The sequence below is a fragment of the Maribacter polysiphoniae genome, from assembly GCF_003148665.1.
GTDB classification, from domain to species: domain Bacteria; phylum Bacteroidota; class Bacteroidia; order Flavobacteriales; family Flavobacteriaceae; genus Maribacter_A; species Maribacter_A polysiphoniae.
On sequence record NZ_QGGQ01000003.1, the window covers coordinates 268,655 to 294,622 of the forward strand.

Consider the following 25,968-nt stretch of genomic DNA (forward strand, 5'->3'; position numbering starts at 1 on the left):
ATTGATTATGAAAAAAACAGTCTCATTTTTAGTACTGCTTTTGAGCTTGATGTCGCTACATGCAAGTGCACCTGAGTCCATTGGGAACAATTCAGGGTATTTGACGAATAGCTCAGGAACTTTTTATGCTGTTAAATTGTCCGAAAAACCAGAACAACATACCGAAAGCCACGCCGAAAAGCCCATAAACAAAGAGGAGGTGGGTTTGCATGAATTCGACAATTTACATCCATTGGTGGTGCATTTTCCTATCGTACTCTTGTTGTTTGCGGCACTGCTCCAATGTATTCAGCTCTTCGTCCTAAAAAGGAATTTGGACTGGGTTATCCTGTTTCTTATTGGTACTGGTTTCATTGGGGCCTACGTGGCGGGAACTTATGTACACCCACATACCCACGGGCTTACGGATGTAGCTCAAAAAATATTGGATAACCATGATAAATATGCAGATTGGACCATTTGGTCCAGTGCTTTGGCCGCAGTTTTAAAATGTATCAGCCTTTTTTGGATAAAACTGAAACGCGGATTCGAAATAGCCGTTCTCCTTGTTATGGCTTTCTCAGCGTTCTCCGTTTCACAAGCAGGGCATTATGGCGCTCAGCTCGTTTATATTCAGGGCGTTGGCCCACAGGGCCAGTATTTGGAAACTGAAAAGGCAGAGGAAGAAAGCCATTCACATTGAGAAACAAAGTATGAGAAGAATATTTTTAATATCGTCGATAACGCTGTTAGTGGTACTTGCAGGACTCATAATGTGGAAGCCCCATTTATGGTGGCTTGCGCTGTTGATCGCACCTTTTATGCTTCTCGGCTTTAGGGACTATTTTCAAAAAACAGATAATATTAAGAGAACCTATCCGATGTTAGGCAGGATTACCAATCTGTTGGAAAAACAACGTCACGTTTTACAAGAAACGGTATTGCTCAACCGTACTGAGGGAATGCCTTTTAATTGGATACAAAAGGAAATCGTTTACAAACGTGCTTCGGATGAAAATAAAAGCCAACCCTTTGGCACGCAATTGTCCTATGAGGATTTAGGCCGTGAGTGGTTTTTGCATTCGACGTTTCCTGCAAAAGAAGTCAATGATGATTTTAGGATAACGGTTGGAGGCCCAAATTGCAAAAAGCCTTACAGAGCAAGTATTTTGAATCTGGCGGGGATGAGTTTCGGTTCCATCAGTAAAAATGCAACCTTGGCCTTTAATGGAGGAGCAAAAATTGCCGGTTTCGCACAAAATACTGGCGAAGGCGGATTGACACCCTATCACAAGGAATTTGGTGCGGATATAATCTTCCAGTTCGGTACGGGCTATTTCGGATGCCGGAACGAAAATGGGGATTTCGATGCTGAAAAGTTTAAGGAAATTGCCACACTGGAAATCGTTAAAATGGTTGAAATAAAAATTTCACAAGGGGCGAAACCCGGTTTTGGGGCTATCCTTCCCGCAAAAAAGAATACGGAAGAAATTGCCCGATACAGGGACGTGGAGGCGCACACCGAAATTCACTCCCCGGCTCACCATAGTGCCTTTGGCAATACGGATGAAATGATTCGATTTATTGATAGGTTACGGCAATTATCCGGGGGAAAACCCGTAGGCATAAAGATGTGTCTGGGCCAAAAGGAGGAGTTCGAAGAAATGGTGAACACCTTTGCAAAGCACAATAACTTCCCTGATTTTATCTGTATCGATGGTGCGGAAGGGGGTTCCGGTGCCGCACACATGGAGTCATTGCATTGGGCGGGGACCCCGCTTTATGAAGGGCTCCATTTTATGGATAAGACCTTGAGAAAATCGGGCCATCGCGAAAGCCTAAAAATATTCGCGGCGGGAAAGATAATTTCCGCCTTCGATATTTATAAGGCCTTGGCACTGGGTGCGGATGCTTGTTACAGTGCCAGGGGTATGATGTTCGCCCTGGGGTGTGTACAATCCCTGAAGTGTAATCTGGATACCTGTCCCACTGGAATCACAACAATGAACCCAGCTCGTGTGGTATCACTGGTCGTGGAGGACAAAAAAAACAAAGTTGCCAATTATCACAGAAATACCATGGAAGGGCTAAGGGAATTGCTGGCTTCCATAGGTTTAAAGGATACAATGGGCATTGACAAAAAATATATCATCAAAAGGACCGGCGAAACGCAAACCAGATCATATGAAGAAATTTATGAAAATTAATAGCAATTTATCCATATCCAAAAACCTGATTTTTTTCCTATCGCTTTTGCTAATGCTCATGGGTAGCCATACCTCGTTTGCACAGGTATATGCCACCCAAGCTGGAAATGCGACCTTCAAAGCTAAAATGCCCCTTAATTCCTATACGGGCGAGTCCGACAAGTTACAGGGAACCATTGATTTTGAAACTGGAAAGGTAGTTTTTACCGTACCCGTAAAATCCATAAAAACAGGCAAGGATAAACGTGACGAACACATGTACGAGCTGCTTGAAGTGCAAAAATATCCCAATGTCGTCTTTGAGGGAAAACTTGCCGACGAATTTGATCTGGATAAAAAATCTGAACAAACGGTCAAGGTAAAGGGCGATTTTACCCTTGCAGGAACGACCCGACAAATAACGGTCCCCTTAAATCTGGATCCCGTGTCAAAAGGCATTCAATTGAACGCATCGTGGTCGCTTTTGATTACCGATTACGGTTTGGAGCGCCCGAGCCTGATGTTTATAAAAGTAAACGACAAACACGAGTTGGACGTAAACGCATTGCTCAAAGAGGAATGACAAAGAAGAGGAAATTATCCCATATGGTATTCATTGAACGAAGTTTAAAAGAGCAGGGACACCAAATCATATAAATTATGGACAATTTTTTAAAACAATGGGGCGAAGCGGCCTATACCACCACGGGATTTTTCTGGATGGCCCTATGGGCGTTTATCCTGGGCTATATCATCAGTAGTATGATACAGATTTTTGTGACCGAAAAACGGATGCAGAAAGCCATGGGCGAGAATGAGGATAAAAGCATGCTCTTGGGTACCTTTTTTGGATTTATAAGCAGTTCGTGCAGTTTTTCGGCTTTGGCGGGCACAAAGTCCATCTTTAAAAAAGGGGCAAGTTTTGTTTCCTCCATTGCCTTTCTACTCGCCTCGACTAACCTTGTCATCGAATTGGGCATTATCATTTCCATTTTTCTGGGATGGCAATTTGTGGTCGGCGAATACGTAGGTGGTATTCTTTTGATTCTGATTTGTTGGTTGCTCATACGCATCATCAACCCTAAAAAACTGATTGAAAATGCCCGAAAAAACTTAGAAAACGAAGATAATGATGCTATGGACGATTCCAAGAACTGGAAGAAACAGATTCAGAAAGAGGATAGTTGGGCAAGGGTCGCCAAAAAATACAAGATGGAGTGGCAAATGGTCTGGAAGGATGTTACCGTAGGCTTTACCATTGCCGGTATCGTCGCGGCCTTTGTGCCCGATTCCTTTTTTCAGACCCTTTTTATCAATAGCGGTCAGGGCAATACCGATTTTACTTTTCTTGAAATTTTAGAGCATATCATCGTAGGACCAGTCGCTGCATTTCTCACGTTTATAGGATCTATGGGAAACATTCCCCTGGCGGCCTTGCTATTCGGAAAAGGTGTAAGTTTTGCGGGCGTAATGGCATTTATTTTTAGTGATCTGGTCGTATTTCCCGTGCTACGGATCAATGCAAAGTACTATGGTTGGAAGATGTCCTTGTTCATCCTCTTCCTATTGTTTACCGCATTGATAGGCACGGCCCTGTCCCTGCACTACAGTTTTGACCTACTCGGTATGTTGCCCGACCCATCGCAGGTAAAAATTGAGGACAGTGAGTTCTTCAAGATAGATTACACCTTCTTTTTGAACATCGCTTTCCTGGCCATTTCTGGATATTTGGTCTATCTGGGCTTTTTTAAAAAGAAAGACGTCAAACACAATATGAGCGAGATGGCACCCAAAAGTCCGTTGTTGGAAAGTGTTTTAAAATATACGGCGTTTATCTGCTATGCTTGGTTGGCAGGTGGACTGATTGTCAAGTTTTTTGTTTAAGGCCGGAAGTTGGAGGATCGTAGTTAAACAGTAGATGAATTTTATCGATAACAAAGAAATTGAAAATGGACGATACAGAAAACATAGAACATAGCCCGGCCTTTTACAGGCAGCTATTTTCAAAAGCAATGCCACTTATCTTTATAGTGCTGTTCATTGCCGTATTGGATATTTGGTTTGTGGATAGAGTGATTTCGTGGGTATGGGGCGTTTTATTTTTAACCTTGTTTAAAATGTATTTTATACTCAGATTGACCTTTATCCAATTGAGCAAAATAATAGCACAAAGCCATTTACTGGCTCACGTACTGGCGCTTTTCGGTCTTCTGATTGGCCTAATTGTTCTATCGTTCGCAACGGACTATACCGCAATGTTTCTCATCGATGCACAAAGTTTCAAAACCAACCTGACGAATGGATCGCCTGGAGGTATCGTTTTTTTCGAATTTCTCTATTTCAGTTTTATATCCTTTTCCTCGGTAGGTTTTGGAGATATTGTACCTACCACATATGCTGCGAAGAGTTTGGTTGTGCTCGAAGTAATTTTAAGTTTCATAGTGCTATTCTTCGGAATTGCAAATGTCAATAACATGCACGTACAAAAGTAAAAAGTCGATAACTCTAAAATGACATTATGATAAAAATTGAAATAATCGTCCTCCATAGCTTGCCATTGACGCAATCGGAAGTGCAAAAGAAAAAACCAGTCTAAAATGCCTTTTTAGGTAATTTAATAGTAATGTAATGGTCAAAAGACAAACAGCAATTAAAATTAGGAAAGCACACCGCTATTTAGGACTTTTTTTAGGTATACAGTTCCTTATATGGACGATTAGCGGCATGTATTTCAGCTGGACGGATATCGATGAGATACACGGCGACCATTTCAAAAAGGAAATACCAGAACAGACGGCTTTTTCCGATTTGTTGGGAACGGCTCAATTGAAGATTGAACAACCCATTCAATCATTGGAATTACTGGAGATTGCGGACAATCCCTATTACTGGATTAACGGAACAGCCCTTTACAATGCCCGTACGGGAAGTAAAAAAAATGAAGTTTCAGAACAGGAAGCCCAACAAGTAGCCAACCGTTTTATGCTGCCTGAATTAAAAGTAGTAGGCATTAAACGCATCGACGAAGTGGGTAATCATCATCAATACCGCAGTGGGCCTTTGCCAGCTTATGAGATTTCCTATGAAACCCCTCAAAATCTTAAGGCCTATGTAGCCCTTGAAAATGGGACATTTCAAACAGTCAGGCACCGCCAATGGAGATGGTTCGATTTTCTTTGGATGACACATACCATGGATTATCAGGGAAGGGACGATTTTAACACCTTTGTACTTAGGGCGTTCTCCCTGCTGGGATTGATTACCGTACTAAGCGGTTTTACCCTCTGGTTTATTTCATCGCCAACAGTAAGAAAAATTAAAAAAAGAGATGAGCGAACATGCAATAAATAAAAAAAGTAATGAAAATGCACCAAAGTATATTCTTATGGAAAGCGATAGTGCTAACATTATCATTTCCATTGTGATTTTGTTTGTATTTCAAACGCTCCTCGTAGCATTAATAAGCAGCTTATATTGACATCAAGCAATACCGAGTTTTACAAGTTTCGAACATTTTGAATAAAAATAAATTTTATAAAGACTAAATATCATGAACAAAAACATCGTCTACCTCGCAATCGCTGTCATAGTAGGGCTATTGGCGGGCTACCTTATCTTTGGAAATTCTTCCACCGATGAAGCAGCAGTTAAGGATCTATCGAATATGTCCGATAGTCATGACCATTCCGATGAATCGGAAAATCAGATGTGGACCTGCTCCATGCATCCGCAGATTATGCAACCCGAACCGGGAGACTGCCCAATTTGTGGTATGGATCTCATTCCTGCTGAAACCGGAGCGACGGGGCTTAGTGCCAATGAAATAAGAATGACGGAAAACGCAATGGCCTTGGCCAATATTCGTACAACTACCGTTGGTATAGGTGGTTCGGATGGGAGTTCACTTAAACTTTCAGGAAAGATTCGCGAAAACGAAGAAGCCAATGCTACGCAAGCTACTTATTTCGCAGGGCGTATTGAACAGTTGAACGTAAATTATACCGGAGAGAACGTAGCCAAAGGAAAGCTTCTTGCAACCATCTATTCCCCTGAATTAGTAAGTGCACAGCAAGAGCTGTTGACGGCAGCATCCATGAAGGAATCGCAACCAGCCTTATACAACGCCGTTCGCAATAAATTAAAATTATGGAAACTTTCTGAAAATCAAATCGATAAGATAGAAGAAGTGGGCAAAGTGCAGGAAAACTTCCCGGTATACGCCACAGTTTCAGGAACGATTACCGATATCATGGTTGAAGAAGGAGATTATGTCAAACAAGGGCAGCCTTTGTACAAAATTGCCAACCTGAATACCGTTTGGGCGGTTTTTGATGCTTATGAAAATCAAATAGCGTCGCTGGAGGAAGGTCAGGAAGTCAAAGTAACGACCAATGCTTATCCCAATAAAGAATTTACGGCAAAAATATCCTTTGTAGACCCGTTACTTAATTCTTCTACAAGAACGGTCATGGTAAGGGCAATACTTAACAATAAGGATAATCTCTTGAAGCCGGGTATGTTCGTGGAAGGTACGATCAAAGCTGCCGAAATGCAGATGGAGAATACCGTTATCGTACCGGCCAGTGCCGTAATGTGGACGGGGGAACGATCGGTGGTTTATGTAAAGACCAATCCCAATGAGCCTGTCTTTGAAATGCGCGAAGTTGCCCTTGGAAGTACCAATGGCGATACCTATACAATAATTAGCGGGCTTGAAAAGGGGGATCAAATTGTGACCAACGGAACATTTACCGTAGATGCGGCCGCACAGTTACAGGGTAAAAAATCGATGATGAACGCAGAGGGAGGCAAAACCATGACCGGGCATGAGGGTCATTTCGGTATGCAGGAAGGAGATAAAATGGAACCCTCAACAAGTACGGGCACCGACCATTCTAATATGAAAAAAAGGATTGAAGTATCAAGTGAGTTTCAAGGTCAGTTGAAGCAGGTTTTCGAAGCCTATATAGATGTTAAGGATGCTTTGGTAAATGATGATGGCGCGGCCGCACAAAAAGAAGCAAAACAAATGGAAGAAAGTTTGGCCAAAGTCGATATGAAGTTGCTAAAAGACAAAGAGGCCCATGATCATTGGATGACCATTCAAAAAGAGCTCAAAGCATCGTCAAATGCAGTGGCCAGCACTTCTGAGATCAAGGAGCAAAGGGACCACTTTAAACATCTATCGGCCCACATGATCAGCGGTGTTCAGCTTTTTGGAGTCAATCAAAAAGTGTACAACAGCTATTGCCCGATGGCAGATAGCAATAAGGGAGCCAATTGGCTAAGCCTGGAAAAGGAGATTCGAAACCCATACTACGGAGAAGCAATGATGACTTGTGGGGAAATTAGGGGAATGATACAATAATTAATTATAAGGCCGATAAAATTATAATAGAGAAAATTGAATGGTGTGAGTAAAAGAAAAATGAAAAGATTTTGGCATCATGAGTCAAAAACGTAGGGAGAGAAGAAGCCAACAAAGAAAGGAGAGCAAGAAAACAAAAATAGAATCTAACCGAAAAACAAGATTCTATGCTGCATTGGCGATTATCATCTTGTTTATAGTCACGGTAGTCTTGGTTTTGTTGAGAGCGATTTGGGAACATCGGTCCCATCTGTGATAATGGATAATGTGAGCGCAATGTATTTTAAAACTTTATCATGAGCCATATGCTGCACATAAAAAACATGGTCTGCCCAAGATGTGTTACGGCGGTATACAATGTTCTGAAAAAGATTGGTATTGATTATTCCAATGTGCAACTGGGCCAAGTCACATTGAATGAAGAACTGACCGCAAAACAAGAAAATCAATTACAAACCGAATTGAATAAGCTGGGTTTTTCTTTGATTGGTAATCGCAAGTCTCAATTGATCGAGCGTATGAAAAATCTTGTAATAGAAAAAATTTTTCATTCAAGACAAGAATTAAACGTCAAATTGACCGATTATGTTGGTTCAGAAATAGGTCTGGATTACAAGTACTTAAGTTCCCTTTTCTCTTCCGTGGAGAGTATCACTTTTGAACAGTATGTCATTAGCCAAAAAATTGAAAGGGTTAAGGAATTGCTCATCTATGACGAGCTAAGCTTAAAGGAAATAGCCCATCAGTTAGACTACAGCAGTGTCGCGTATTTAAGCAACCAGTTCAAAAAAATCAATGGTATAGCACCTACACAATTTAAGAAAAGTGCCCTTCAAAATAGAAAATCGCTGGATAACATATAATTTATAAGCTTAACCTTCTCTTCGTGGCTTGTTATAAGAAGTCGATTCCCATGCATTGAATTTCATTATCATCTTTATGTTCAGGTTTCAATAAAGATGTTTAGAGATTTTTTGGTGCATAGTGATGGGCGAACTTAAACCTATTGCACTGAATTTTTAGTCATTAATGGCAAAAGCTCGATTACAATAAAACTTTTTAGGTAATCGCATACTTTTTTGATGTAAATAGCCCTAAATAATCGAATGGGTCAAGGTTTGTTTTTTTTCAAACAACGCCCAGATTTAGAAAATGTTATTTTTCGATAACGTATTTGAATCAACACTTCTGATTCAAAAGGTGAAATTGTTAGAATAAAAATTGATCATAATATGAAAAGAAGATACGAAATAGAAGGAATGACCTGTAACGGCTGTAGAAACCATGTAGAAGAAGCACTATTAAACGTCGCAGGGGTAGCCGATGTATCGGTCGATTTGAAAAATGCCGAAGCAACGGTAGAATCGCAATTTGAAGTGCCTTTGGAAAATTTGCAAGAGGCCTTAAAAAATGCTGGTAATCAATATAAAATACAACCTGTAAATTGAGTGGAACATGGCTAAAATAATCCCTTTATAGTTGTCCAGTAATCTTGATGATGGCCAAAAAGAATGAAATCATAATAACCGATTAAAAGTATATACAATGGAAAATAAAGAAAAGAAAGTCAACAATTACTTAAAGTTCTTCGCAATGATCGGCACCTCAATGGTCGCGATGTTCTTTTTAATGTACACACATTCCTATCAGATTATCGATCACTTCTGGTATAGTGAAACCAGGTTCTTTATGACGTTGATCATGGGTGGGTCCATGGTTATTATCATGCTCCTGTATATGCTACAGATGTACAAAGACCGCAATAAGAATATTGCCATCTTGGCTTTGGGTGTTTTGCTGATCGCGGGTGGAATATGGCTGGTCAGGAGCCAGGTTACGGTTTCCGGTGTTGACTATATGGAAGGTATGATTCCCCATCACTCCATCGCTATTTTGACCAGTGAGCGTTCTCAAATAAAGGACGTCAGGGTTCGGGAGCTTGCCGATGAAATCATCAAGGCGCAGCGTAGGGAAATCATGGAAATGCAATGGTTGATCGACGATATCAAGAAAAATGGGATAGTAGAAACAGAAGAAGAAAAGGAAAAGCGTCCGCTTCCCAAATTTGAAGGATCGCTTACCGAAGAAACAACAAACCTTGACTGATACGGAAAAGTGAATGTCAGGAGGTAATAACAGTTTTTACTTTCGAAAGGAAAAAACGAAAATACAGGAGAATAAACGAAGGCATTTCGGACGTTAAATTATAAACGCATAAAATTTTTATGAAAATACAGCAATTTGAATATAAACCACTTTCCCACTATTCATACGTACTGCTGAGCGAAGGGGAGATGGCGATAATCGATCCCGATCGCGACCCGATGCACTATTATAATCTTGCGCATAAAGTAAATGCTAAGATCAAAGTTGTGCTATTGACCCACTCCCATGCAGACTTTGTAAGCTCACATTGGCAAATTAGCAAAGAAACAGGTGCCACGATCTATAACAGCAGCAGATTGGAAGCTGAATACCCTTTCGAAAGTTTTGATGGGAACAGTGCCATATTCGTGGGCAATACCAAACTAGAAGCCATAAATACTCCTGGGCATTCATACGATAGTATTTCCATTCTTGCCACAGATGCAAATGAGGTTGCACTTTTTACGGGGGACACCTTATTGATCGGGGATGTCGGACGCCCGGACCTGCGCGGAAATGAAGATGACAAAGAGCAAAAAAAGCAAGCACTGGCCCGTGAAATGTTCAACACAATTCGAACTAAATTCAAAAAAATACCGAATGAGGCCATTATTTACCCCGCCCACGGGGCGGGATCCCTGTGCGGCAAAAGCATGTCGGCAGATAGCAGTAGCACATTAGGTAGGGAGCGAAAGGATAACTGGGCATTTGGCCATCAAAATGAAGATGAGTTTGTCAAAGAACTCCTTGAAGACCAACCGTTCATACCGGCCTATTTCAAACATGATGTAGCTATGAACAAAAAGAAAGTTGAATCGATTGATATGGCAACCGCTAAAATCCCTATTCATCTTAATGCCGAAAAACCAAAAGATAATATCCTAATTGTCGATAGTCGTGATGAAAACGAGTTTAATCAAGGTCATTGGCCACAGAGTATCAATATTATGCAGGGTGGCGAAGCATCCTCTTTTGAAACATGGTTAGGTACTATAATCCAACCAGATGAGGAATTTTATTTGGTCGCTGATTCTCCAAAAAATGTAAAGACCATCGCCCGGCGGGTGGCGAAGATCGGATATGAAAATCAGCTTAAGGCCATAATTAACCTTCCGAAAAAAAACTTGATCGAAAACGAACGATTAAAATTCAAGCATTTTTTACAAAATCTGGATAATTACACTATTGTCGATGTCAGAAATACGGATGAAGTAAGAAAAAAGAAAATTTTTGAAGATGCCCTGAACAAACCCCTTCACGAACTTAGGAATTCAATTCAGGAAATTCCCACTGACAAACCCATTGTTGTCCATTGCGGCAGTGGATATAGAAGCGCGATCGGAAGCAGCATACTTTCAAATGAATTGCAAGACGTAAAAGTATATGACCTAGGGGATGTTATTGAGAAATTCAAATAACCAAGATGCTAAGTTTTAATGGGCAGAAGATGTAAGACAAAATTTTAAATGGCCATGGGAACACGTTTTTTTACAGGTTTAATCATTTCACTCTTAGTATTGGCAACTACAAATGCGCAGACCGTCGATTCGCTACCGCCGATATCGGCCTCCAAATCCTATTCCAACTATAGCAATGTCATTGGCTGGAAAAATGGAAGGACACCAAAAGCCCCGCCAGGTTTTACCGTTACAAAATATGCTGACGGTTTCAAGAATCCAAGGTGGATGTACGTTACACCGAATGGCGATGTACTTGTGGCGCAAAGCAATTCTAATTATCCGCTTTGGAAAAAAATCGGGGCATGGTTCATCGGGGCATCAAAGTCGAAAAGCTTTAAGAACAGTTCCGACTTGATAACCTTGCTCCGCGATGTAGACAAGGATGGGTCTCCCGATGAACGCGCCGTATTTCTCGAAAAGGAACTCGATCAACCCTTCGGAATGCTTGTGTTGGATGATTGGTTCTATGTGGCCAATACCAACGGATTGCTACGTTTTCCTTACAAGCCCGGCCAATCTCAACTATCGGGAAAAGCAGAAAAAATTACGACCTTGCCCGCAGGAAAGGCCAATCGACATTGGACACGCAATATTACTGCCAACAAGGACGGCTCGAAAATATATATAGCGGTCGGTAGTGGCTCGAATGTTGGGGAGAAAGGGGCAGAGGCCGAATTCATGAAGGCGGCCATTCTTGAGATTGATCCTGATGGCTCAGGACTAAGAATTTTCGCGTCAGGACTAAGAAACCCTGTGGGTATGGATTGGAATCCCGTTACCGGAGACTTATGGACGGCGGTCAACGAACGCGACGGATTGGGCAACAACCTCGTACCTGATTATTTGACCAGTGTCCAGGAAAACGGATTTTATGGTTGGCCCTATGTGTACTATGGGCAAAATGAAGATCCAAGGGTAAAATGGGTTCCTTCGGCCCAAGTGGAGAATACACTGGTGCCCGATGTGAACGTTGGCCCCCATACCGCATCTTTGGGATTGACGTTCTACACGGGCGATTCATTTCCTGACAAATATCGGAACGGAGCCTTTGTCGTGCAGCATGGTTCTTGGAACAGACAGGTTTTATCAGGCTATAAAGTGGTTTTCGTGCCTTTCGAGAACGGAGAACAAACTGGAAAACCTGAAGACTTTTTAACGGGTTTTATTGTTGACGGCAAAAAAGATGAGGTCTATGGCCGACCCGTGGGTGCCGCCGTACTACTCGATGGGTCGATGTTGATAACCGATGATGTGACCAATACGATCTGGAGAATCAGCTGGGAAGGTAAAAATGGTATGTGAGCGATTCTCAATGGGGGTTTGCCGTTAAATAAGTATTTTTATTTATGGAAGATGCACAACCTCCAGTAAAGGATTTGAGAAATCTTTTTGAAGAAGCCAAGGCTAGAAGCGAATTCGATTTTGTACTTAACCTGATTAATTATAGGGGAATCAGTTCATCCAATTTAAACTCGAACCTTCATGAATGGTTCGATGCAATCGAGTTTTACAAAAGGTTGTACAATGAATTGGAAGGAAAAGAGAAAACCCGTATGGGTTTACAGATTTACTCCACTTTTTTTGAGAACAGCGACTTCTACAACATAATAGGTAATCTGTGCCGTATTAAATTGGGATACAAAGGTTCATCATATCTTTTTTGGAAAACAAAAAAATATGAGCGCCTTTTGGGAATCGGCGAAAAACAAGATTTCTTGATGGAGCTCTTGGCCGATTCGGAAAAGCAGCACCTAATCGATTTTTATGAGCAGAACCATTTTAAAGAAATACGCAACAGTTTCTTCCATTCCGCCTATTCTATTGACGAAGATCGGTATGTAATGCACGATTCGGACCCTATCGATTTAAACGGTGTCTTAAACCATTCCTTTGATTTAGATGAATTCTTCTACCCCAAGTTGAATAATGTTATTGACTTATTCGACATTTTCAAGAAATTGTATTTTCAGTATTTTAATTCTTACAAAAAGGATGTAGTTGTAATGGGAATGTTTCCCAATCCCTGTGAAGTTACCATTCTGGGTTCTGAGGAAGGACTCAAAGGTTTCCGCATCAAAAATGCCGTCAATTTTTTTGGTAAATGGCACGATTCGGGCATTTGGTTCGATGAAGAGAATGGTTTTTGGGCGGGCCATAATATCAATATGAACTTAGCCAGAATTGAAGATATAGAGATAGACGAGCAATTAAGACGATACGAATCAAAAGCTAACATTACCAAGAATGATATAGAGTTTTTCAACTTGGTGGATAAAGTCAAAGAACGCAATAACCCACAGGAAATACGACGAGCAACACTATTGCTGTTGAAATTTGGCGATGTCCGTAAAGATAAAATGGATGCAGAGGAAAATGAGTACAAGAAAAGGAGCTTTCCTAAAATCATTCTTCCCTATTATCGCAAAGCCATAGAGATAGGGGCACATATCTTCAAGGATTTAGAACAGTTTAAGAAAACAGTCGCTGAGCTAGAAAAGCAACTTTGACTAGTTGTTTTCCACATTTTGCGAGAATATTACAACTCTTTCAGCAAATTTCGTAACACGGTTGGTGGTAACAATTCTGAACTTTGCATAAAGCAATTCAGATAAAGCTATGGAAACCACAACTGTTTTGGAGCAAAAGGATAAAACTAAAACCAAGAAATCAGATATCAAAAAATCCTTTCCGGTCACGGGAATGACTTGTGCGGCCTGCGCATCAAGTGTTGAATCCATCCTGTCGCATACCGAAGGTGTCAACGGTGCCAGTGTTAATTTTGCCAGTAGTTCAGTACTCGTTGATTATGATGAGACCGTTACGGAGGAAAAATTGCAAAACGCTTTGCGAGAAGTAGGTTATGACATTATCATCGATGCGGAAGACCCTTCAGAAGTACAACAAGAACTCCAGCAAAAGCATTATCAAGATATAAAAAACCGTACTATCTGGTCAGCGATTCTGACCCTTCCCATATTTATTTTGGGAATGTTTTTTATGCATTGGGAACCCGGAAAATGGATTTCGTTAGTATTGACTTTTCCTGTTTTATTTTGGTTCGGTCGTAGCTTTTTCATCAATGCTTTCAAGCAAGCTAAACACGGGAAGGCGAATATGGATACCTTGGTCGCCTTGAGTACCGGAATCGCTTTTCTCTTTAGTGTATTCAATACTTTTTTTCCTGAATTTTGGTTGAGTCGCGGTATCGAGCCTCACGTTTATTATGAAGCGGCTACCGTAATTATAAGCTTTATTTCCTTGGGGAAATTATTGGAAGAGAAGGCAAAATCCAACACTTCTTCGGCCATCAAAAAATTGATGGGATTACAACCCAAAACCCTGAAGATTATTGAGAATGGGGAAGAAAAAGAAATTCCTATTTCGGCTGTGCAAGTGGGTCAAACCATTTTGGTGCGCCCAGGAGAAAAGATACCTGTAGATGGCGAAGTTTCCAAGGGAAGCTCGTATGTAGATGAAAGTATGATTACGGGAGAGCCTGTTCCCGTAGAAAAAACAAAGGATGAAAAAGTATTTGCCGGAACGGTAAATCAAAAAGGGAGCTTTCAATTTACCGCAGAAAAAGTTGGTGGTGAAACTTTGCTATCCCAAATCATAAAAATGGTTCAGGAAGCCCAGGGAAGCAAGGCACCCGTTCAAAAACTGGTCGATAAAATTGCTGGAATATTTGTTCCTATCGTTTTGGGTATATCTATCATTACGTTCATTGTTTGGATGTCGGTAGGAGACGATAATGCATTTTCGCAGGCCTTATTGACCTCTGTAGCAGTATTGGTTATCGCTTGTCCCTGTGCATTGGGATTGGCTACACCTACGGCTATAATGGTGGGGATTGGCAAAGGTGCCGAGAACAATATCCTAATAAAAGATGCCGAAAGTTTAGAACTAGGACATAAAGTGAATGCGGTCATTCTTGATAAAACGGGTACCATTACCGAAGGAAAACCATTAGTGACGGATATTCATTGGTCTGAGAATAATAAAGACACGAAGAAATACAAGCAAATTCTTTTAGCAATTGAAGCACAATCAGAACACCCTTTAGCGGAAGCGGTGGTCAACCACTTAAAAGATGAAAATATTGAAAAAGCTGAAATTGCTTCTTTTGAAAGTATTACAGGAAAAGGCGTTCAAGCTGAAATAAAGGACGGTTCACAATACTATGTTGGAAACCATAAATTAATGCTTGAGAATAATATTCAAATCGATGCTTCCTTAATGCAAACAGCAGAAAGTCTCGAAGAGCAAGCAAAGACGGTCATATTTTTTGGTAATGAAAAACAAATGCTCGCGATACTCGCCATTGCAGATAAAATTAAGGAAACTTCAAAGAAAGCCATAGCAACGCTTCAAGAAAGAGGCATCGAGGTCTATATGCTCACGGGCGATAATAACAAGACCGCATCTGCGGTGGCACTAGAAATAGGGATAACCAACTATCAAGGAGAAGTAATGCCCTCGGACAAAGCAGCTTTTGTAGAAAAACTGCAAGCTGATGGAAAGATCGTAGCTATGGTTGGCGATGGCATCAACGATTCACACGCCTTGGCGCAAGCCAATGTGAGCATTGCAATGGGTAAAGGTTCTGACATCGCTATGGACGTGGCAAAGATGACCTTGATTACCTCAGATTTGCAATCCATCCCAAAAGCGTTGGAACTATCAAAAAAAACGGTCTTGGGCATCCGTCAGAACCTTTTTTGGGCATTCATATATAATATCATTGGAATACCTATCGCGGCAGGAGTTCTGTATCCCGTAAATGGGTTCTTATTGGACCCGATGATTGCAGGAGCAGCAATGGCATTCAGTAGCGTATCTGTAGTTGCAAATAGCTTAAGACTTAAACGAGCAAAACTTTAATTATAAATTTAAATACGATGGAAATTTTGAAATTTAAAACAAATATCAATTGTGGTGGTTGCGTCTCTAAAGTAACCCCCTTTTTGAACAAACAAGAAGGCGTTGAAAATTGGGAAGTGGATACCGCTAATCCTGATAAAATATTGACCATAGAAAGCGATGGTGCTTCCGAAGAAGATGTAAAAGCTACTTTGCAAAAAGTAGGATTTAAGGCCGAGTCCGTAGAGTAATACCTTTAAATTATTATGGGTTACGTTATCCTCTTAGGTGTCATTCTTCTTTTGGTTGTTCATTTTTATAAAAAAGCAAAACGACAAAAGGTGCAGCCTTTCCCAGAGCATTGGCATGGATTGTTGTTGGATAATGTACTCTACTATCGTAACCTTTCAAAGGAAAGGCAAGCAGCATTTCAGCAACGAATGATGCAATTTTTAAGTGAAGTCTATATTGATGGGGTACAATTGGAATTGCATGAGCTCGACAAGATTTTAATTGCGGCGAGTGCTGTAATTCCTGTTTTTGGTTTTGAGGAATGGCACTATACCAATTTAAGCGGAATCCTATTGTATCCTGATAACTTCAATGAGGATATGCAATTTAGCAGCAAAGATAAGTCGCGTAATATCGGCGGAATTGTGGGGAATGGACGTTTTGAAAAGCAAATGATATTATCGAAGAAAGCCCTCTACCATGGCTTCAAGAACCAAAGCGATAAAAACAATACGGGCATACACGAATTTGTACATCTTATTGATAAATTGGATGATTTCACGGATGGAATCCCAGAAAGGTTGTTGGAGCATCAATATACCATCCCGTGGTTAAAGTTGATCCATACGGAAATGGAAGTTATCAATGCCAATAAATCAGATATCAGAAATTATGGTGGAACCAATGAAGCGGAGTTTTTTGCCGTAGCTGCCGAGTACTTTTTTGAACGTCCCGATTTATTTAAGAGAAAACATCCAGAACTCTACAAAATGCTGGTGGAATGCTTTAGGCAGGAACCAGCACTTTTAAAAAAGTAACTACAAAAAATAGTATAGTTAAGGTCCACTAAAAAATAAGGTATGGATGCTGTAAATGGCACGTATGATGTGCGTCATCACACAGACCATCAAGAGGATAACCGGAAGGCAGAGTCCAGGCCCCGCCATCGATAGTGGCAATCCCGGCGGGCATTGGACACTCTTCCCAAGCATCAAGGAATATCAAACAAGAACGTCGAACTACGATGCCATGCCCTCTGGGCATGTAGCCACTTTTATGGCCACGATTACCGTCATTGCCAGTAACTATCCAGAAATCAAATGGATCAAGCCCGTGTGCTATACTTTAATGGGTATCATGGCCTTCGAAATGATGAGCAGTAAGGTGCATTGGGCCTCGGACTATCCCTTGGGTCTTTTTATCGGTTATGTAGTGGGCAAGGCGGCGGCCAACCGACGAATCAAAAAAATCGATACGAACGATGGTTTGGGCTGGAAAAAAACCGAAAGGGTAAAAACTGAATTTACTACGGTTCAACTAGAAGGATACACAACTTTTGGGGTGCTATTTAGTTTTTGAAATTTGGCGAGCATTTTCATACTGCTCTCCCCCGTGCCTGCGGAAGTTGAAAACCCTCCACCTCCAATCCTGACCGAGCGGGCACGCTTCGCTGGCCCGCATTCGGTCGTCTTTCCGGCTACGGTTTTTAAACATCCTCGGCACCGCGCATAAAAGCATGGAGGCGCAGAAAAAGCGCTCCATGCATTTATCTTGCCTACGCACAATTAATTTTGAAAATTCTTGTTTAAAATGTGTAATCCTTATTGATATATTTGTAATAACCCAAGGCCAATTCCCATGAAACCAAATATTTTCATCATTCTTGCATTCCCGATGATGCTATTTTTTTCGTGCAATAGCGACGACGACAGTGTTACGGAATCGGATAGGAGCCAAGCTTTGTTGGGACAATGGGAATATGAGTCGATTGATTCCAATACAGCCGTGGACATCAATGGCGACGGCACGGTCAATGTAGACCTGTTCAACACAAACGAAATACGCCAATGCTTAAAGGATAATCTCACTTTCTTCAGCTCTCGGGGAGCTGAAGAAAAAGGTGCTTTTTCCATTAATGAGAACGGACTGTCCTGTGGGGAAGTACCCGCATTTCAAAATGTCGAGGACGATAGTTACGAACTAATTGACAACCGGATCATACGATTTGATAATCGTAACGATTGGATTATCGTGGAGTTTAGCCAAAACCGATTGGTAGTCGACCAAGAGGATTTTCTGGATGATCAGGATGTAGTGATTACCTATTCTTTCAAGAGAAGCTAGTTTTAGTTATGTTTAGCTTACTGCATTAAAAGTGCTCTTGAGCCTCAAACTCTGACCACTCTCCCCGTCACTTTATCACTCCATTGGCCATTGGTATCCCTTACCCTGACCTCAAAGTCCTGATCAAGATATTTCAAACGGCTTTCTCGGGGTTCCTCTTCCAACATGAAATACCTATCCACTCCACTGCCCGTGGCTTCGTTGTAATTGAACAATCGGGTATCCCATCGGTTGGTACTCCGGTTGAATATCCTGATTTCTACCTGGTCCAAGGTAGCTCCGCCATAGGCCTCCGAACACCCGATATCAAAACAGGTATAGATCCTGACTTGATAATCGCAGCCGTTCAATCCACCACAACTGACATTGTGCTTTTCCCCTTTGACCAATGCCATGGGCCTTCCTAAGGTGTCAACAAATGTGCTTCCGCTTTTGGAATGCCCCGTTGAGTTCTCCACCTCAAAATCAATGGTAAACGTATTTGAGGTTTCAGGATAGAAAGTAAGGTTGGTACTCCCATAGTTCAATGGAATTGTTTCCCCCTCATCATATCTATTTCCACCATAAAAGAAATAACCGACACGGTTTCCATTGAAAGAAAATGTCATTTGATAGGTCACGGCCGGATCATGAGTGCCAATGGCATTGGTAATGACTGTGATGTTAAAAGGTTCTTCTTCCAAGCGTTCCCCAGGGGCCTGACTAATGGTCAACTCGAACGGTTCTTCATATACTTCGTAGTTGATATTGACACTGGCCGTTTTCTCCACATCCGATGATGACCGCACCGTGAAAGTGATGTTATGGCTGCCCTCGGTCGTTCCGGCATACTTTCCCGCGAATGCCCCCACAGGTACATCAAAGCTTTCCCCAGCGGAGTAGCTAGTGCCCTCATATTCAAAAGAACCATTGTTGCCGTTTGCCGAAAAATACATCTCGTAGGTATCTCCCCCGATTCCAATTTCGGAAATATTGAAGTTAACATCCACCTGTTCCCCCGTATAGGCCTGCTGCAAGGTGCCCGATGCGGTAAAGGTGTAATCCTTGGCCGCCACGTTTACCGTAATATCCACGGTTTTCTCCAATCCGGTATCGTTTCGGACCGTGAAAGCCATTCGAACGGTACTTTCATTGGTACCTTCGAGCGTCCAGTTAAAGTTGCCCGTATTGACATTGTAACTGTTCCCGGGGCTTACCTCTATACCGTTGTTGTCCCTGATAAGCGCATTGCCGTTCATACTGAAACGCATGGTGTAATCCGAAGATCCGACACTTTCCGAAATATTAAAATTGAGGCCAGTGGTTTCCCCTACGGTTATGTCCGATTTTTGGGTGCCCCCGGTAAAGGTAAAATCGACCTGGTCAAAAGTGATGGTAGTGTTGGCCGTTCGCGTAACGTCCGATCCCGATTCGACACTGAGAACGATAGTATGCTGTCCGGGTTCCGATCCGGTATAGGAAATATTGTTGACCCCGGCACCCAAAGGAAATTGTTCCCCCGGACCGTAAGTTATACCATTAATGGACATCGACCCGTTTTGACTAGAGGAAAAGAAAGCCGTGTAACTGTCGTTCGCTCCGTCGGGAACTTCGTCGATATCCACAATCATACCCACCGGAATGTTGGAAAACTCAGTAGCCTTGGACGGGGTCATATTGACCGTAAAGTCGTTGTTGCCAACGACAACGGTAACCTTATCTTCAAGAATCTGACCGTTGCTGTCACGAAGCAAAAAGGTTATTTCGTAGGTTCCTGCCTGGTCCCCAACGAAATCATACGCAAAGCTTCCCGGACTTACCGAAAAATATTGGCTAGGGATTATTGGCGAATTTCCATTGTACAATTGTGCGCCGCCACCTGAAATAAAGTAATTCAGTTCATAGGAAACCCCATCGTAATCCCCTTGTTCGATAAGGCTCAATGAAATCGTACCACGCTGGCCTACCAATACCTCGTTACTATTGGCCGAGGCATTGAATTCCAGTTCAAGGGGATTGGCATCCAGATCGATCTCCACAGGTCCGACCGCTTGCCCGTAATTGTCCGTAACGAGAAAATTGATGCGATGCGGGCCCAAGGTTTCCGGCGTATAAAACAATGGGAAATTACCCAAGTCGACCGGATAGTCAGTATTGTTCCGGATCGTATTTCCATTGACCCCAGTAACCCTTCCGTTTCCTTCTTCTAGGTCATAGGTCAGGAAATAATCGATATTGGATGTGTTACCGTTCGATTTAATGTTGAAATTAAGCTGTGTCCGTTGGTTTACGAATACCTGGTTGCTTTCCGAATTTCCACTAAACGTGAAGGGAATGTTGGCAATCTCGATCTCGACACTGTCCCTTTTCCTCTGGCCATTGCTGTCTCGTATATCAAAATAGATTTTGCGCTGCCCCAATTCATCGTCCTCAAAAGTATAGTTATAATTCCCGGGATCAATGCCGCGAAAAGTCCCGGGGTCCATGACCCCGCCATTCTGGTCCCGTACGGTTCCCGCGCCTTGGCTATCGGAAGAAAAGGAATGGCTAATATCATAGGTAACTTCGCTTTCCTCGTCCTGTGTCTGCAAATCGATATTGATTGCCAGGTTGGTGTCCAGCTCCACCTGTGAGGATGCCGCGGTTGCCCTGAACGTGAAATTAACATTTCCGACCGTCAGCAGCAACTCGTTCGTCAGGGATGCCCCATCGGGAGCCTTGGCAACCATGGTCAATTTGTGCTCGCCCAAGGTTTCTGGTAAGTAGCCAAATTCGGTAACGCCCTTGGGCAACTTAAAGGGGTTTCCAGCATCGTAGGTAACATCGTCCAAATGAAGCTTGCCCGAACCATCTTCCAGTTGGTAGGTGATCTCAAATTCCTCGGTCGATTCCCCATTCGGAGCTACCGTGTTCTTGTCCCGTAGCAAGGTTACATTTACGGGATTCCGACTATTGATAATGAAATCCTCGGTACCCTTTCCCAAGAGAAAGCTGAAACTGGCGTACTTGACATTGTAGGCCAACTCCAACTCCTTTTGCAATTGGTTTGAATCCCAGGCCAATACCTTGACTTTGTGAATACCCGTATCGATGGGCATATACCGGTAGGATAGGTCAAAGTCCTTGACCAAAATGGTGTCATTTTCGCGGATGGTATCGTTTTCCGTACCTAAATAATAGCCTTTTCCGTCAAGGATATTATATTTCATGAAATAGGAAACGGTGGAGACCATCCGCTCTGGTTCCAAGCTGAAATCCGTTCTTGCAGTTTCAAATACAAAACCGTTTTCCTCGTTGTTACCATCAAAGGTAAAATCAAAGGAATCCTGGACTATTCCTTCAAAGTCCTTGCTACAGGCAATTATAAATATCATGCATAGCGAACCTATGGCGACTATGCGTTGTGGGGTATTGAATTTCATAACGTCGCTTTTTAAAACAAAAAATACCGTAGGCCGACGCCGACATACGGATAAAAATTTCCCACGTCCGAATTGACATGGTAGTATTCGTTGGCCTTGACCAATAGCGAAAAATCATTGCTCAAGCCTATTTCCATTTCAGCACCGAGATATAGGCCGTAAATAAATTGGCTTTTGCCATTGATAAGCGCACCGGTGGGCAGTTCATTGCTCCCGTTGTTGATGACCTCGTATCCGAACAGCCCACCTCCACCGAGGAAGAGACTAAAATTTTTTCTTCGAGGGGCCATAAATACACGATAATACAGCCCCGGCTGGATAGTGAAAATATTGTACGGAATATTTTGGGCACCCTTGTCCTCGGCAATTGCGGCCAAAACACTTATCTGAAAATATTGGAACCGATTGGGATGAAAATTGAACGTTCCCATAATACCATAACCATCCTCGACATAGCCACCGCTCACGCCGACCGAAGAAGCAAGGTTGCCCCGCATTTGGCCTGAAACGGCTGAACCCGCAAGACAAAACAGTACCGTAATGAAAAATAACTTTGTTCTCATCTATTTAAAATTTAGCCAACCAGTGATGACAGTTTTTTTATTATATCTATTGGAGTTGGTCATTATCTTATAAATGCGCATTATGGCCTTTCATAATTTAAATCTTGATGGGTTATTGATGACAAGTTGGTCTATATCCAAGGATAGGTTTCGATTGCCCTTTTCCTCATCTAGATTCACCATGAGGGACTTTCTCCGGTCAAGGGTAAACTTATCGAAGACCACCATGAAATAGTTCTCGGAATTCCCCTCGACTTTTTTGGGAACTTTGTACCTGAACAAGGGTTTGTGTTCCGTCTTGACATTGCTCGAACTATTCTTGTAGTTGGTGGCGATGCTGAACTTTATAAAATTGACGTCATAGTCTATATGTTCCTTGTTCTCCAAGCGAAACTGTAGGTATATTTCGTTATTCTCATAGTACACGTTCTCCAGCCAGAGAAATACATCATCGTATTTGGAAAAATATCGGATGATCTTGCCCTTGTTGAACTGGTTGTAATAACATCTCCGCCGTATATATTCCATTCTATCCAAGACATACAATTCCTGGGTAAGCGGCAAGGGTTCCCCATCGATTTCCTTTTCGAGCTTAATCTCCAATTTTTCCCCAACTGTTTTGGTAGTTGCTAAAGTGTCCTTTATGTCAGGATGTGAGGCAAAGTCGGATTCATCCAATTCAGTAGCACTTTTTTTATGGGATAGCTCTACGAGGTTATCGACCATGTCGGTGGTTATGGTCCATCGCTTCTTGGCGGGGATGTCCACAAGTTGCAGGATAAAATCATAGGCACGACCGTCACGGGTATAAATGGTATAGTTCGTAAAATCGGAGGTGTCGGGCGCCACATCGTTATAGATAAGCAAAACGATACGCTCTGAGGTTGCGGAAGCACTTTTCGTCGGGAAGGACTCCAAAAAATTCAGCTCCTTCCCATTGATGGAAAAATCATAAGGGGCGGGCAGTACCAGAATGGTCTTATAGTTCCTTGAAACCGGAATGGTGTCCATTTTCGCCATAACCGATAGGGAACCCGATAGCCCAATTATTGTAAGTACAGCTTTTATTTTCATTGTGTTGCCAATAAGAGTTCATAATCATCCATCAATAGGATTTTTTCTTTTTCCCGTAACCTTTTTTTTCGAAGGAAAGTCCCCAACCCTTGGGCGATGCCTTTTAAAACATTCGGTGCGCCGCTGGTGATTTCGTCGGTGGCCCCTCGCAGTGCATCGCCTCCCATTTCGGCCTTGTACTCCCTCCAGAGTTCCCCGGCCCTTTTGTTGTAGATTCCTTCCCTGCCATCGTTGAAGTCCCTGACGGAGATATCGACCGGATGGTGCTCGATATTGTCTATATCCAAATACACCCTGTTTCCCTGTATCGAAGCCATAGCGTAGATGAAGGTATTCTTCGGAAATCGTTTTTCGCTAAGGACCATATCTTCCATGAGTAGAAGCCTTACGTTCTCATTGGGCAAGATGAACTGGTCGCCATATACCGTTGCCCTAAAGAAAATCGGCTTTTTGGTAACGGGCATCCGTTCCCGTTGAGGCTTGCGGTTTCCGCTCAAGGATTCCCCGACTATTTTCCTTTTTCCCTCCAGCAGCATTTCACGGTAGGCCAAGCGGTTCTCCACGAATTTTTGCTTCTGCTCTTCAGCGGTCATCGCGCTCTTCTTTTCCCTTTCTGCGGTTTTCTTCCTATCTGGAAGGTTGGCCTGCACCACTTTCTGTGGTTTAGTATCCAAGGATAGCCCTTCCAATCGCTTCAAGATTCTTTGGAGCGAATCGTTTTGCGAATCATTCATTTGGGTCATGTCCGGTAAGGACGAAGATTTCCCTGCCTTTTTCTTTTCTGTTGAGTCCTTTAATTTCCAAGGCTCGGCGATAGCTTCGGATTCCAAGGTCGGAACCTTGCCGGGAAGTTCTGGATTGAAGCCATTCGTGGGATCGGTAGTGTTGCCGAACCCCATTTGGAAATCCTTGACGTTCTCAATGACAAAAAAACTGGTCAGTACCAGAATAAAAGGTAGGGCCATAGCAAAATTTCTGTGCCTTACGACCCATCGCTTCAAACGCTTTATGTTGCCACTGAATTTCATGTTACCTACGCTCGAGATCGGAATTGTCCACGACCTCAAAGTCGATAATCTTGATTCCGTTCAGGTTGTTCGGGGTAATGCCCGCTTTTTTCAGGTGCCCCTTAGTGACCAAGTTCCTATACGTTGTGGATTTGCCTTTTTCTATGGCCTGTTTGCCGTAAAAAGTAAACGGAAACGGATAGGTTGCATAGTCGATTTGAATCGAATCAAGTTCCACAAAGTAGTGATAGTCACGCATTACCACATCATGGAAGTATTTTTTTTCGACCAAACGGGCATATAAACGGTTGCCTGACCAATCGACCATGAACAAGGCTTTTTCCTCTATGTTTCTTTTGATCAGGTTCAGATCGGGTTCCAAGGAAAAAAACAGCTCATGAAAGTTTTGGACATGACCTTCGCAAAGGATTTCGAGGTTTTCCTTGGCATCCCTGATCGGTACCATGGGGAGGCGTTGCCCACCATGCAGCACATAGGCGTTATTGTTGGCACGCTCATGGGCCGATACTACGAAATAGATAGCGATCGCGAAGACCGCTATCATCAAGACCAAGCAGCTATAGACGAGCCTGTTGTTGTGCCTTCTACTTTGGGCGATATCATTGAATATCTCGTATTTTCCCTTCATAACCTTGTTATTGTGTAAGTGTCCTAACCGCTTTTGTGGCCCCGCCGCTCTTTGCATCGATGACCGTTTGTATTGCTTTTTTGCCGTAATGCTTGGGCTTGGAGACGATCCCGCCGCCCGATATGTTGAGTCCTTGCACTACAAAGTTGGCCAGTGTAGGGGCCTTGATATAGAAGAAGGAAGTCATTAGAATCAGGAGTGAGGAACTCAGTATCAACCCGAGGTCGTAGGCGCTGTTACGCAACAAATGGTCCACGAGTGCGTCGACAAGGTTGACCATGAACATATCCACTACATATAACATGGGAAGCCATAGGCAGAGGCTCATGAACTTTTGCAACCAGGCTTTCCAAAGGCCGGAAATGGCGGGAATGAACGAAAGCCCGATATTGATCGGCCCGAAAATGATAAGGATGAACAGGTAGATGGTGGCCAATGCCTTGATGCCCACGAAAATCAACGTGGAGATGATATGGGCAAAGGCCGTTATGGAACCTGCCAAACCGGTAAGTGCAAAGGATTGCAACGCATCGATATCCAAACTGAACATGTTCCATTCCACTGCATTATTGGCCGCCACGTCGATTTGCGCCAAGGCCACCTTTTGCCCGATGGTATCCCAGTTCTTTTGGGTGCTGACAAACGAGGAACCAAGGTTGTTGTAAAATTCAAAGATGGCGTGTGCAAACTCCGAGTAGTTGAAAAGGATGAACATCAACGGAAACCACTTTAGGGCCTTGAACACATCGGCGCGATCATTGCCCACAAAATGCATGATGGCGAAAATGCCCAACCCGATCTTTGCCATTTGAAAACCAATGCCCAAGGTGGGCCCCAAATTCGCAAAGGCATCATCGATATATTGGTCGAATATCGTGTTGACCGTTACCCTAAAACCTGTATCCGATTGCATAACGTACA

The 25,968-nt window shown here is 42.6% G+C and carries 25 protein-coding genes; 19 read left to right on the top strand and 6 right to left on the bottom strand.

The window, feature by feature from the left end:
• Window positions 1-7 precede the first annotated feature (7 nt).
• The 19 genes from LX92_RS08770 to LX92_RS08855 all read left to right on the top strand — a co-directional run bounded on the left by LX92_RS08770 (window position 8) and on the right by LX92_RS08855 (window position 18,353).
• Window positions 8-682 carry a DUF2231 domain-containing protein gene (locus LX92_RS08770; RefSeq protein WP_223308336.1) on the top strand — a complete coding sequence of 225 codons (675 nt, stop codon included), beginning with the start codon at window positions 8-10 and terminating at the stop codon, window positions 680-682.
• Window positions 683-692: 10 nt separating this feature from the next.
• Window positions 693-2,186 (top strand): FMN-binding glutamate synthase family protein, encoded by a 1,494-nt coding sequence (locus tag LX92_RS08775; protein ID WP_109649916.1) that lies wholly within the window; start codon window positions 693-695, stop codon window positions 2,184-2,186.
• Window positions 2,164-2,748: a YceI family protein gene (locus LX92_RS08780; RefSeq protein WP_223308335.1), complete on the top strand. Its 585-nt coding sequence runs from the start codon at window positions 2,164-2,166 to the stop codon at window positions 2,746-2,748. The genes LX92_RS08775 and LX92_RS08780 overlap by 23 nt, the downstream gene beginning before the upstream one ends.
• Window positions 2,749-2,825: 77 nt before the next feature.
• Complete coding sequence (locus LX92_RS08785) at window positions 2,826-4,049, top strand: permease (protein WP_109649917.1); 1,224 nt, start codon at window positions 2,826-2,828, stop codon at window positions 4,047-4,049.
• Between the two features lie 65 nt (window positions 4,050-4,114).
• Window positions 4,115-4,657: an ion channel gene (locus LX92_RS08790; protein WP_109649918.1), complete on the top strand. Its 543-nt coding sequence runs from the start codon at window positions 4,115-4,117 to the stop codon at window positions 4,655-4,657.
• Window positions 4,658-4,793: 136 nt separating this feature from the next.
• Window positions 4,794-5,516, top strand: a complete 723-nt coding sequence (locus LX92_RS08795) for a PepSY domain-containing protein (protein WP_109649919.1) — start codon at window positions 4,794-4,796, stop codon at window positions 5,514-5,516.
• Between the two features lie 199 nt (window positions 5,517-5,715).
• Window positions 5,716-7,533 carry an efflux RND transporter periplasmic adaptor subunit gene (locus tag LX92_RS08800; RefSeq protein ID WP_109649920.1) on the top strand — a complete coding sequence of 606 codons (1,818 nt, stop codon included), beginning with the start codon at window positions 5,716-5,718 and terminating at the stop codon, window positions 7,531-7,533.
• A gap of 79 nt (window positions 7,534-7,612) precedes the next feature.
• Window positions 7,613-7,789 carry a hypothetical protein gene (locus LX92_RS22415; protein WP_170117815.1) on the top strand — a complete coding sequence of 59 codons (177 nt, stop codon included), beginning with the start codon at window positions 7,613-7,615 and terminating at the stop codon, window positions 7,787-7,789.
• A 40-nt stretch (window positions 7,790-7,829) separates the two neighbouring features.
• The gene (locus LX92_RS08805) at window positions 7,830-8,396 is read left to right on the top strand and encodes a helix-turn-helix domain-containing protein (RefSeq protein WP_109649921.1); all 567 of its coding nucleotides are present in this window, start codon (window positions 7,830-7,832) and stop codon (window positions 8,394-8,396) included.
• A 369-nt stretch (window positions 8,397-8,765) separates the two neighbouring features.
• Window positions 8,766-8,981 carry a heavy-metal-associated domain-containing protein gene (locus LX92_RS08810; protein WP_109649922.1) on the top strand — a complete coding sequence of 72 codons (216 nt, stop codon included), beginning with the start codon at window positions 8,766-8,768 and terminating at the stop codon, window positions 8,979-8,981.
• A 97-nt stretch (window positions 8,982-9,078) separates the two neighbouring features.
• A complete protein-coding gene (locus LX92_RS08815; RefSeq protein ID WP_109649923.1) occupies window positions 9,079-9,639 on the top strand; it encodes a DUF305 domain-containing protein in 561 nt (186 codons plus the stop codon).
• Window positions 9,640-9,758: 119 nt separating this feature from the next.
• Window positions 9,759-11,096: an MBL fold metallo-hydrolase gene (locus LX92_RS08820; protein WP_109649924.1), complete on the top strand. Its 1,338-nt coding sequence runs from the start codon at window positions 9,759-9,761 to the stop codon at window positions 11,094-11,096.
• 54 nt (window positions 11,097-11,150) lie between these two features.
• Complete coding sequence (locus LX92_RS08825; protein WP_394340342.1) at window positions 11,151-12,440, top strand: PQQ-dependent sugar dehydrogenase; 1,290 nt, start codon at window positions 11,151-11,153, stop codon at window positions 12,438-12,440.
• 44 nt (window positions 12,441-12,484) lie between these two features.
• Complete coding sequence (locus LX92_RS08830) at window positions 12,485-13,645, top strand: hypothetical protein (RefSeq protein WP_109649926.1); 1,161 nt, start codon at window positions 12,485-12,487, stop codon at window positions 13,643-13,645.
• A 109-nt stretch (window positions 13,646-13,754) separates the two neighbouring features.
• Window positions 13,755-16,019 carry a heavy metal translocating P-type ATPase gene (locus LX92_RS08835; protein WP_109649927.1) on the top strand — a complete coding sequence of 755 codons (2,265 nt, stop codon included), beginning with the start codon at window positions 13,755-13,757 and terminating at the stop codon, window positions 16,017-16,019.
• A 17-nt stretch (window positions 16,020-16,036) separates the two neighbouring features.
• Window positions 16,037-16,249 carry a heavy-metal-associated domain-containing protein gene (locus LX92_RS08840; RefSeq protein WP_109649928.1) on the top strand — a complete coding sequence of 71 codons (213 nt, stop codon included), beginning with the start codon at window positions 16,037-16,039 and terminating at the stop codon, window positions 16,247-16,249.
• 15 nt (window positions 16,250-16,264) lie between these two features.
• Window positions 16,265-17,047, top strand: coding sequence for a M90 family metallopeptidase (locus LX92_RS08845; RefSeq protein ID WP_109649929.1), 783 nt, complete (start codon window positions 16,265-16,267; stop codon window positions 17,045-17,047).
• A gap of 64 nt (window positions 17,048-17,111) precedes the next feature.
• Window positions 17,112-17,588 (top strand): phosphatase PAP2 family protein, encoded by a 477-nt coding sequence (locus LX92_RS08850; protein WP_223308334.1) that lies wholly within the window; start codon window positions 17,112-17,114, stop codon window positions 17,586-17,588.
• A 279-nt stretch (window positions 17,589-17,867) separates the two neighbouring features.
• Entirely contained in the window at window positions 17,868-18,353 is a 486-nt protein-coding gene (locus tag LX92_RS08855; protein ID WP_109649931.1) for a hypothetical protein, read from the top strand.
• A 44-nt stretch (window positions 18,354-18,397) separates the two neighbouring features.
• On the opposite strand, the gene LX92_RS08860 is transcribed toward LX92_RS08855, so the two are convergent.
• From LX92_RS08860 to LX92_RS08885, 6 genes are all read right to left on the bottom strand, one after another.
• The gene (locus LX92_RS08860) at window positions 18,398-21,754 is read right to left on the bottom strand and encodes a TraQ conjugal transfer family protein (protein WP_109649932.1); all 3,357 of its coding nucleotides are present in this window, start codon (window positions 21,752-21,754) and stop codon (window positions 18,398-18,400) included.
• Between the two features lie 11 nt (window positions 21,755-21,765).
• The gene (locus LX92_RS08865; protein ID WP_109649933.1) at window positions 21,766-22,317 is read right to left on the bottom strand and encodes a conjugal transfer protein TraO; all 552 of its coding nucleotides are present in this window, start codon (window positions 22,315-22,317) and stop codon (window positions 21,766-21,768) included.
• A 90-nt stretch (window positions 22,318-22,407) separates the two neighbouring features.
• On the bottom strand, window positions 22,408-23,391 hold the full coding sequence (locus LX92_RS08870) for a DUF4138 domain-containing protein (RefSeq protein WP_109649934.1): 984 nt from the start codon (window positions 23,389-23,391) through the stop codon (window positions 22,408-22,410).
• Window positions 23,388-24,356, bottom strand: coding sequence for a conjugative transposon protein TraM (gene traM, locus LX92_RS08875; RefSeq protein ID WP_165357347.1), 969 nt, complete (start codon window positions 24,354-24,356; stop codon window positions 23,388-23,390). Before traM ends, LX92_RS08870 begins: the two co-directional genes overlap by 4 nt.
• A 64-nt stretch (window positions 24,357-24,420) precedes the next feature.
• The gene (locus LX92_RS08880; protein ID WP_109649936.1) at window positions 24,421-25,047 is read right to left on the bottom strand and encodes a hypothetical protein; all 627 of its coding nucleotides are present in this window, start codon (window positions 25,045-25,047) and stop codon (window positions 24,421-24,423) included.
• A gap of 7 nt (window positions 25,048-25,054) precedes the next feature.
• Window positions 25,055-25,960 (bottom strand): type IV secretion system protein, encoded by a 906-nt coding sequence (locus tag LX92_RS08885; RefSeq protein ID WP_165357349.1) that lies wholly within the window; start codon window positions 25,958-25,960, stop codon window positions 25,055-25,057.
• Window positions 25,961-25,968 lie beyond the last annotated feature (8 nt).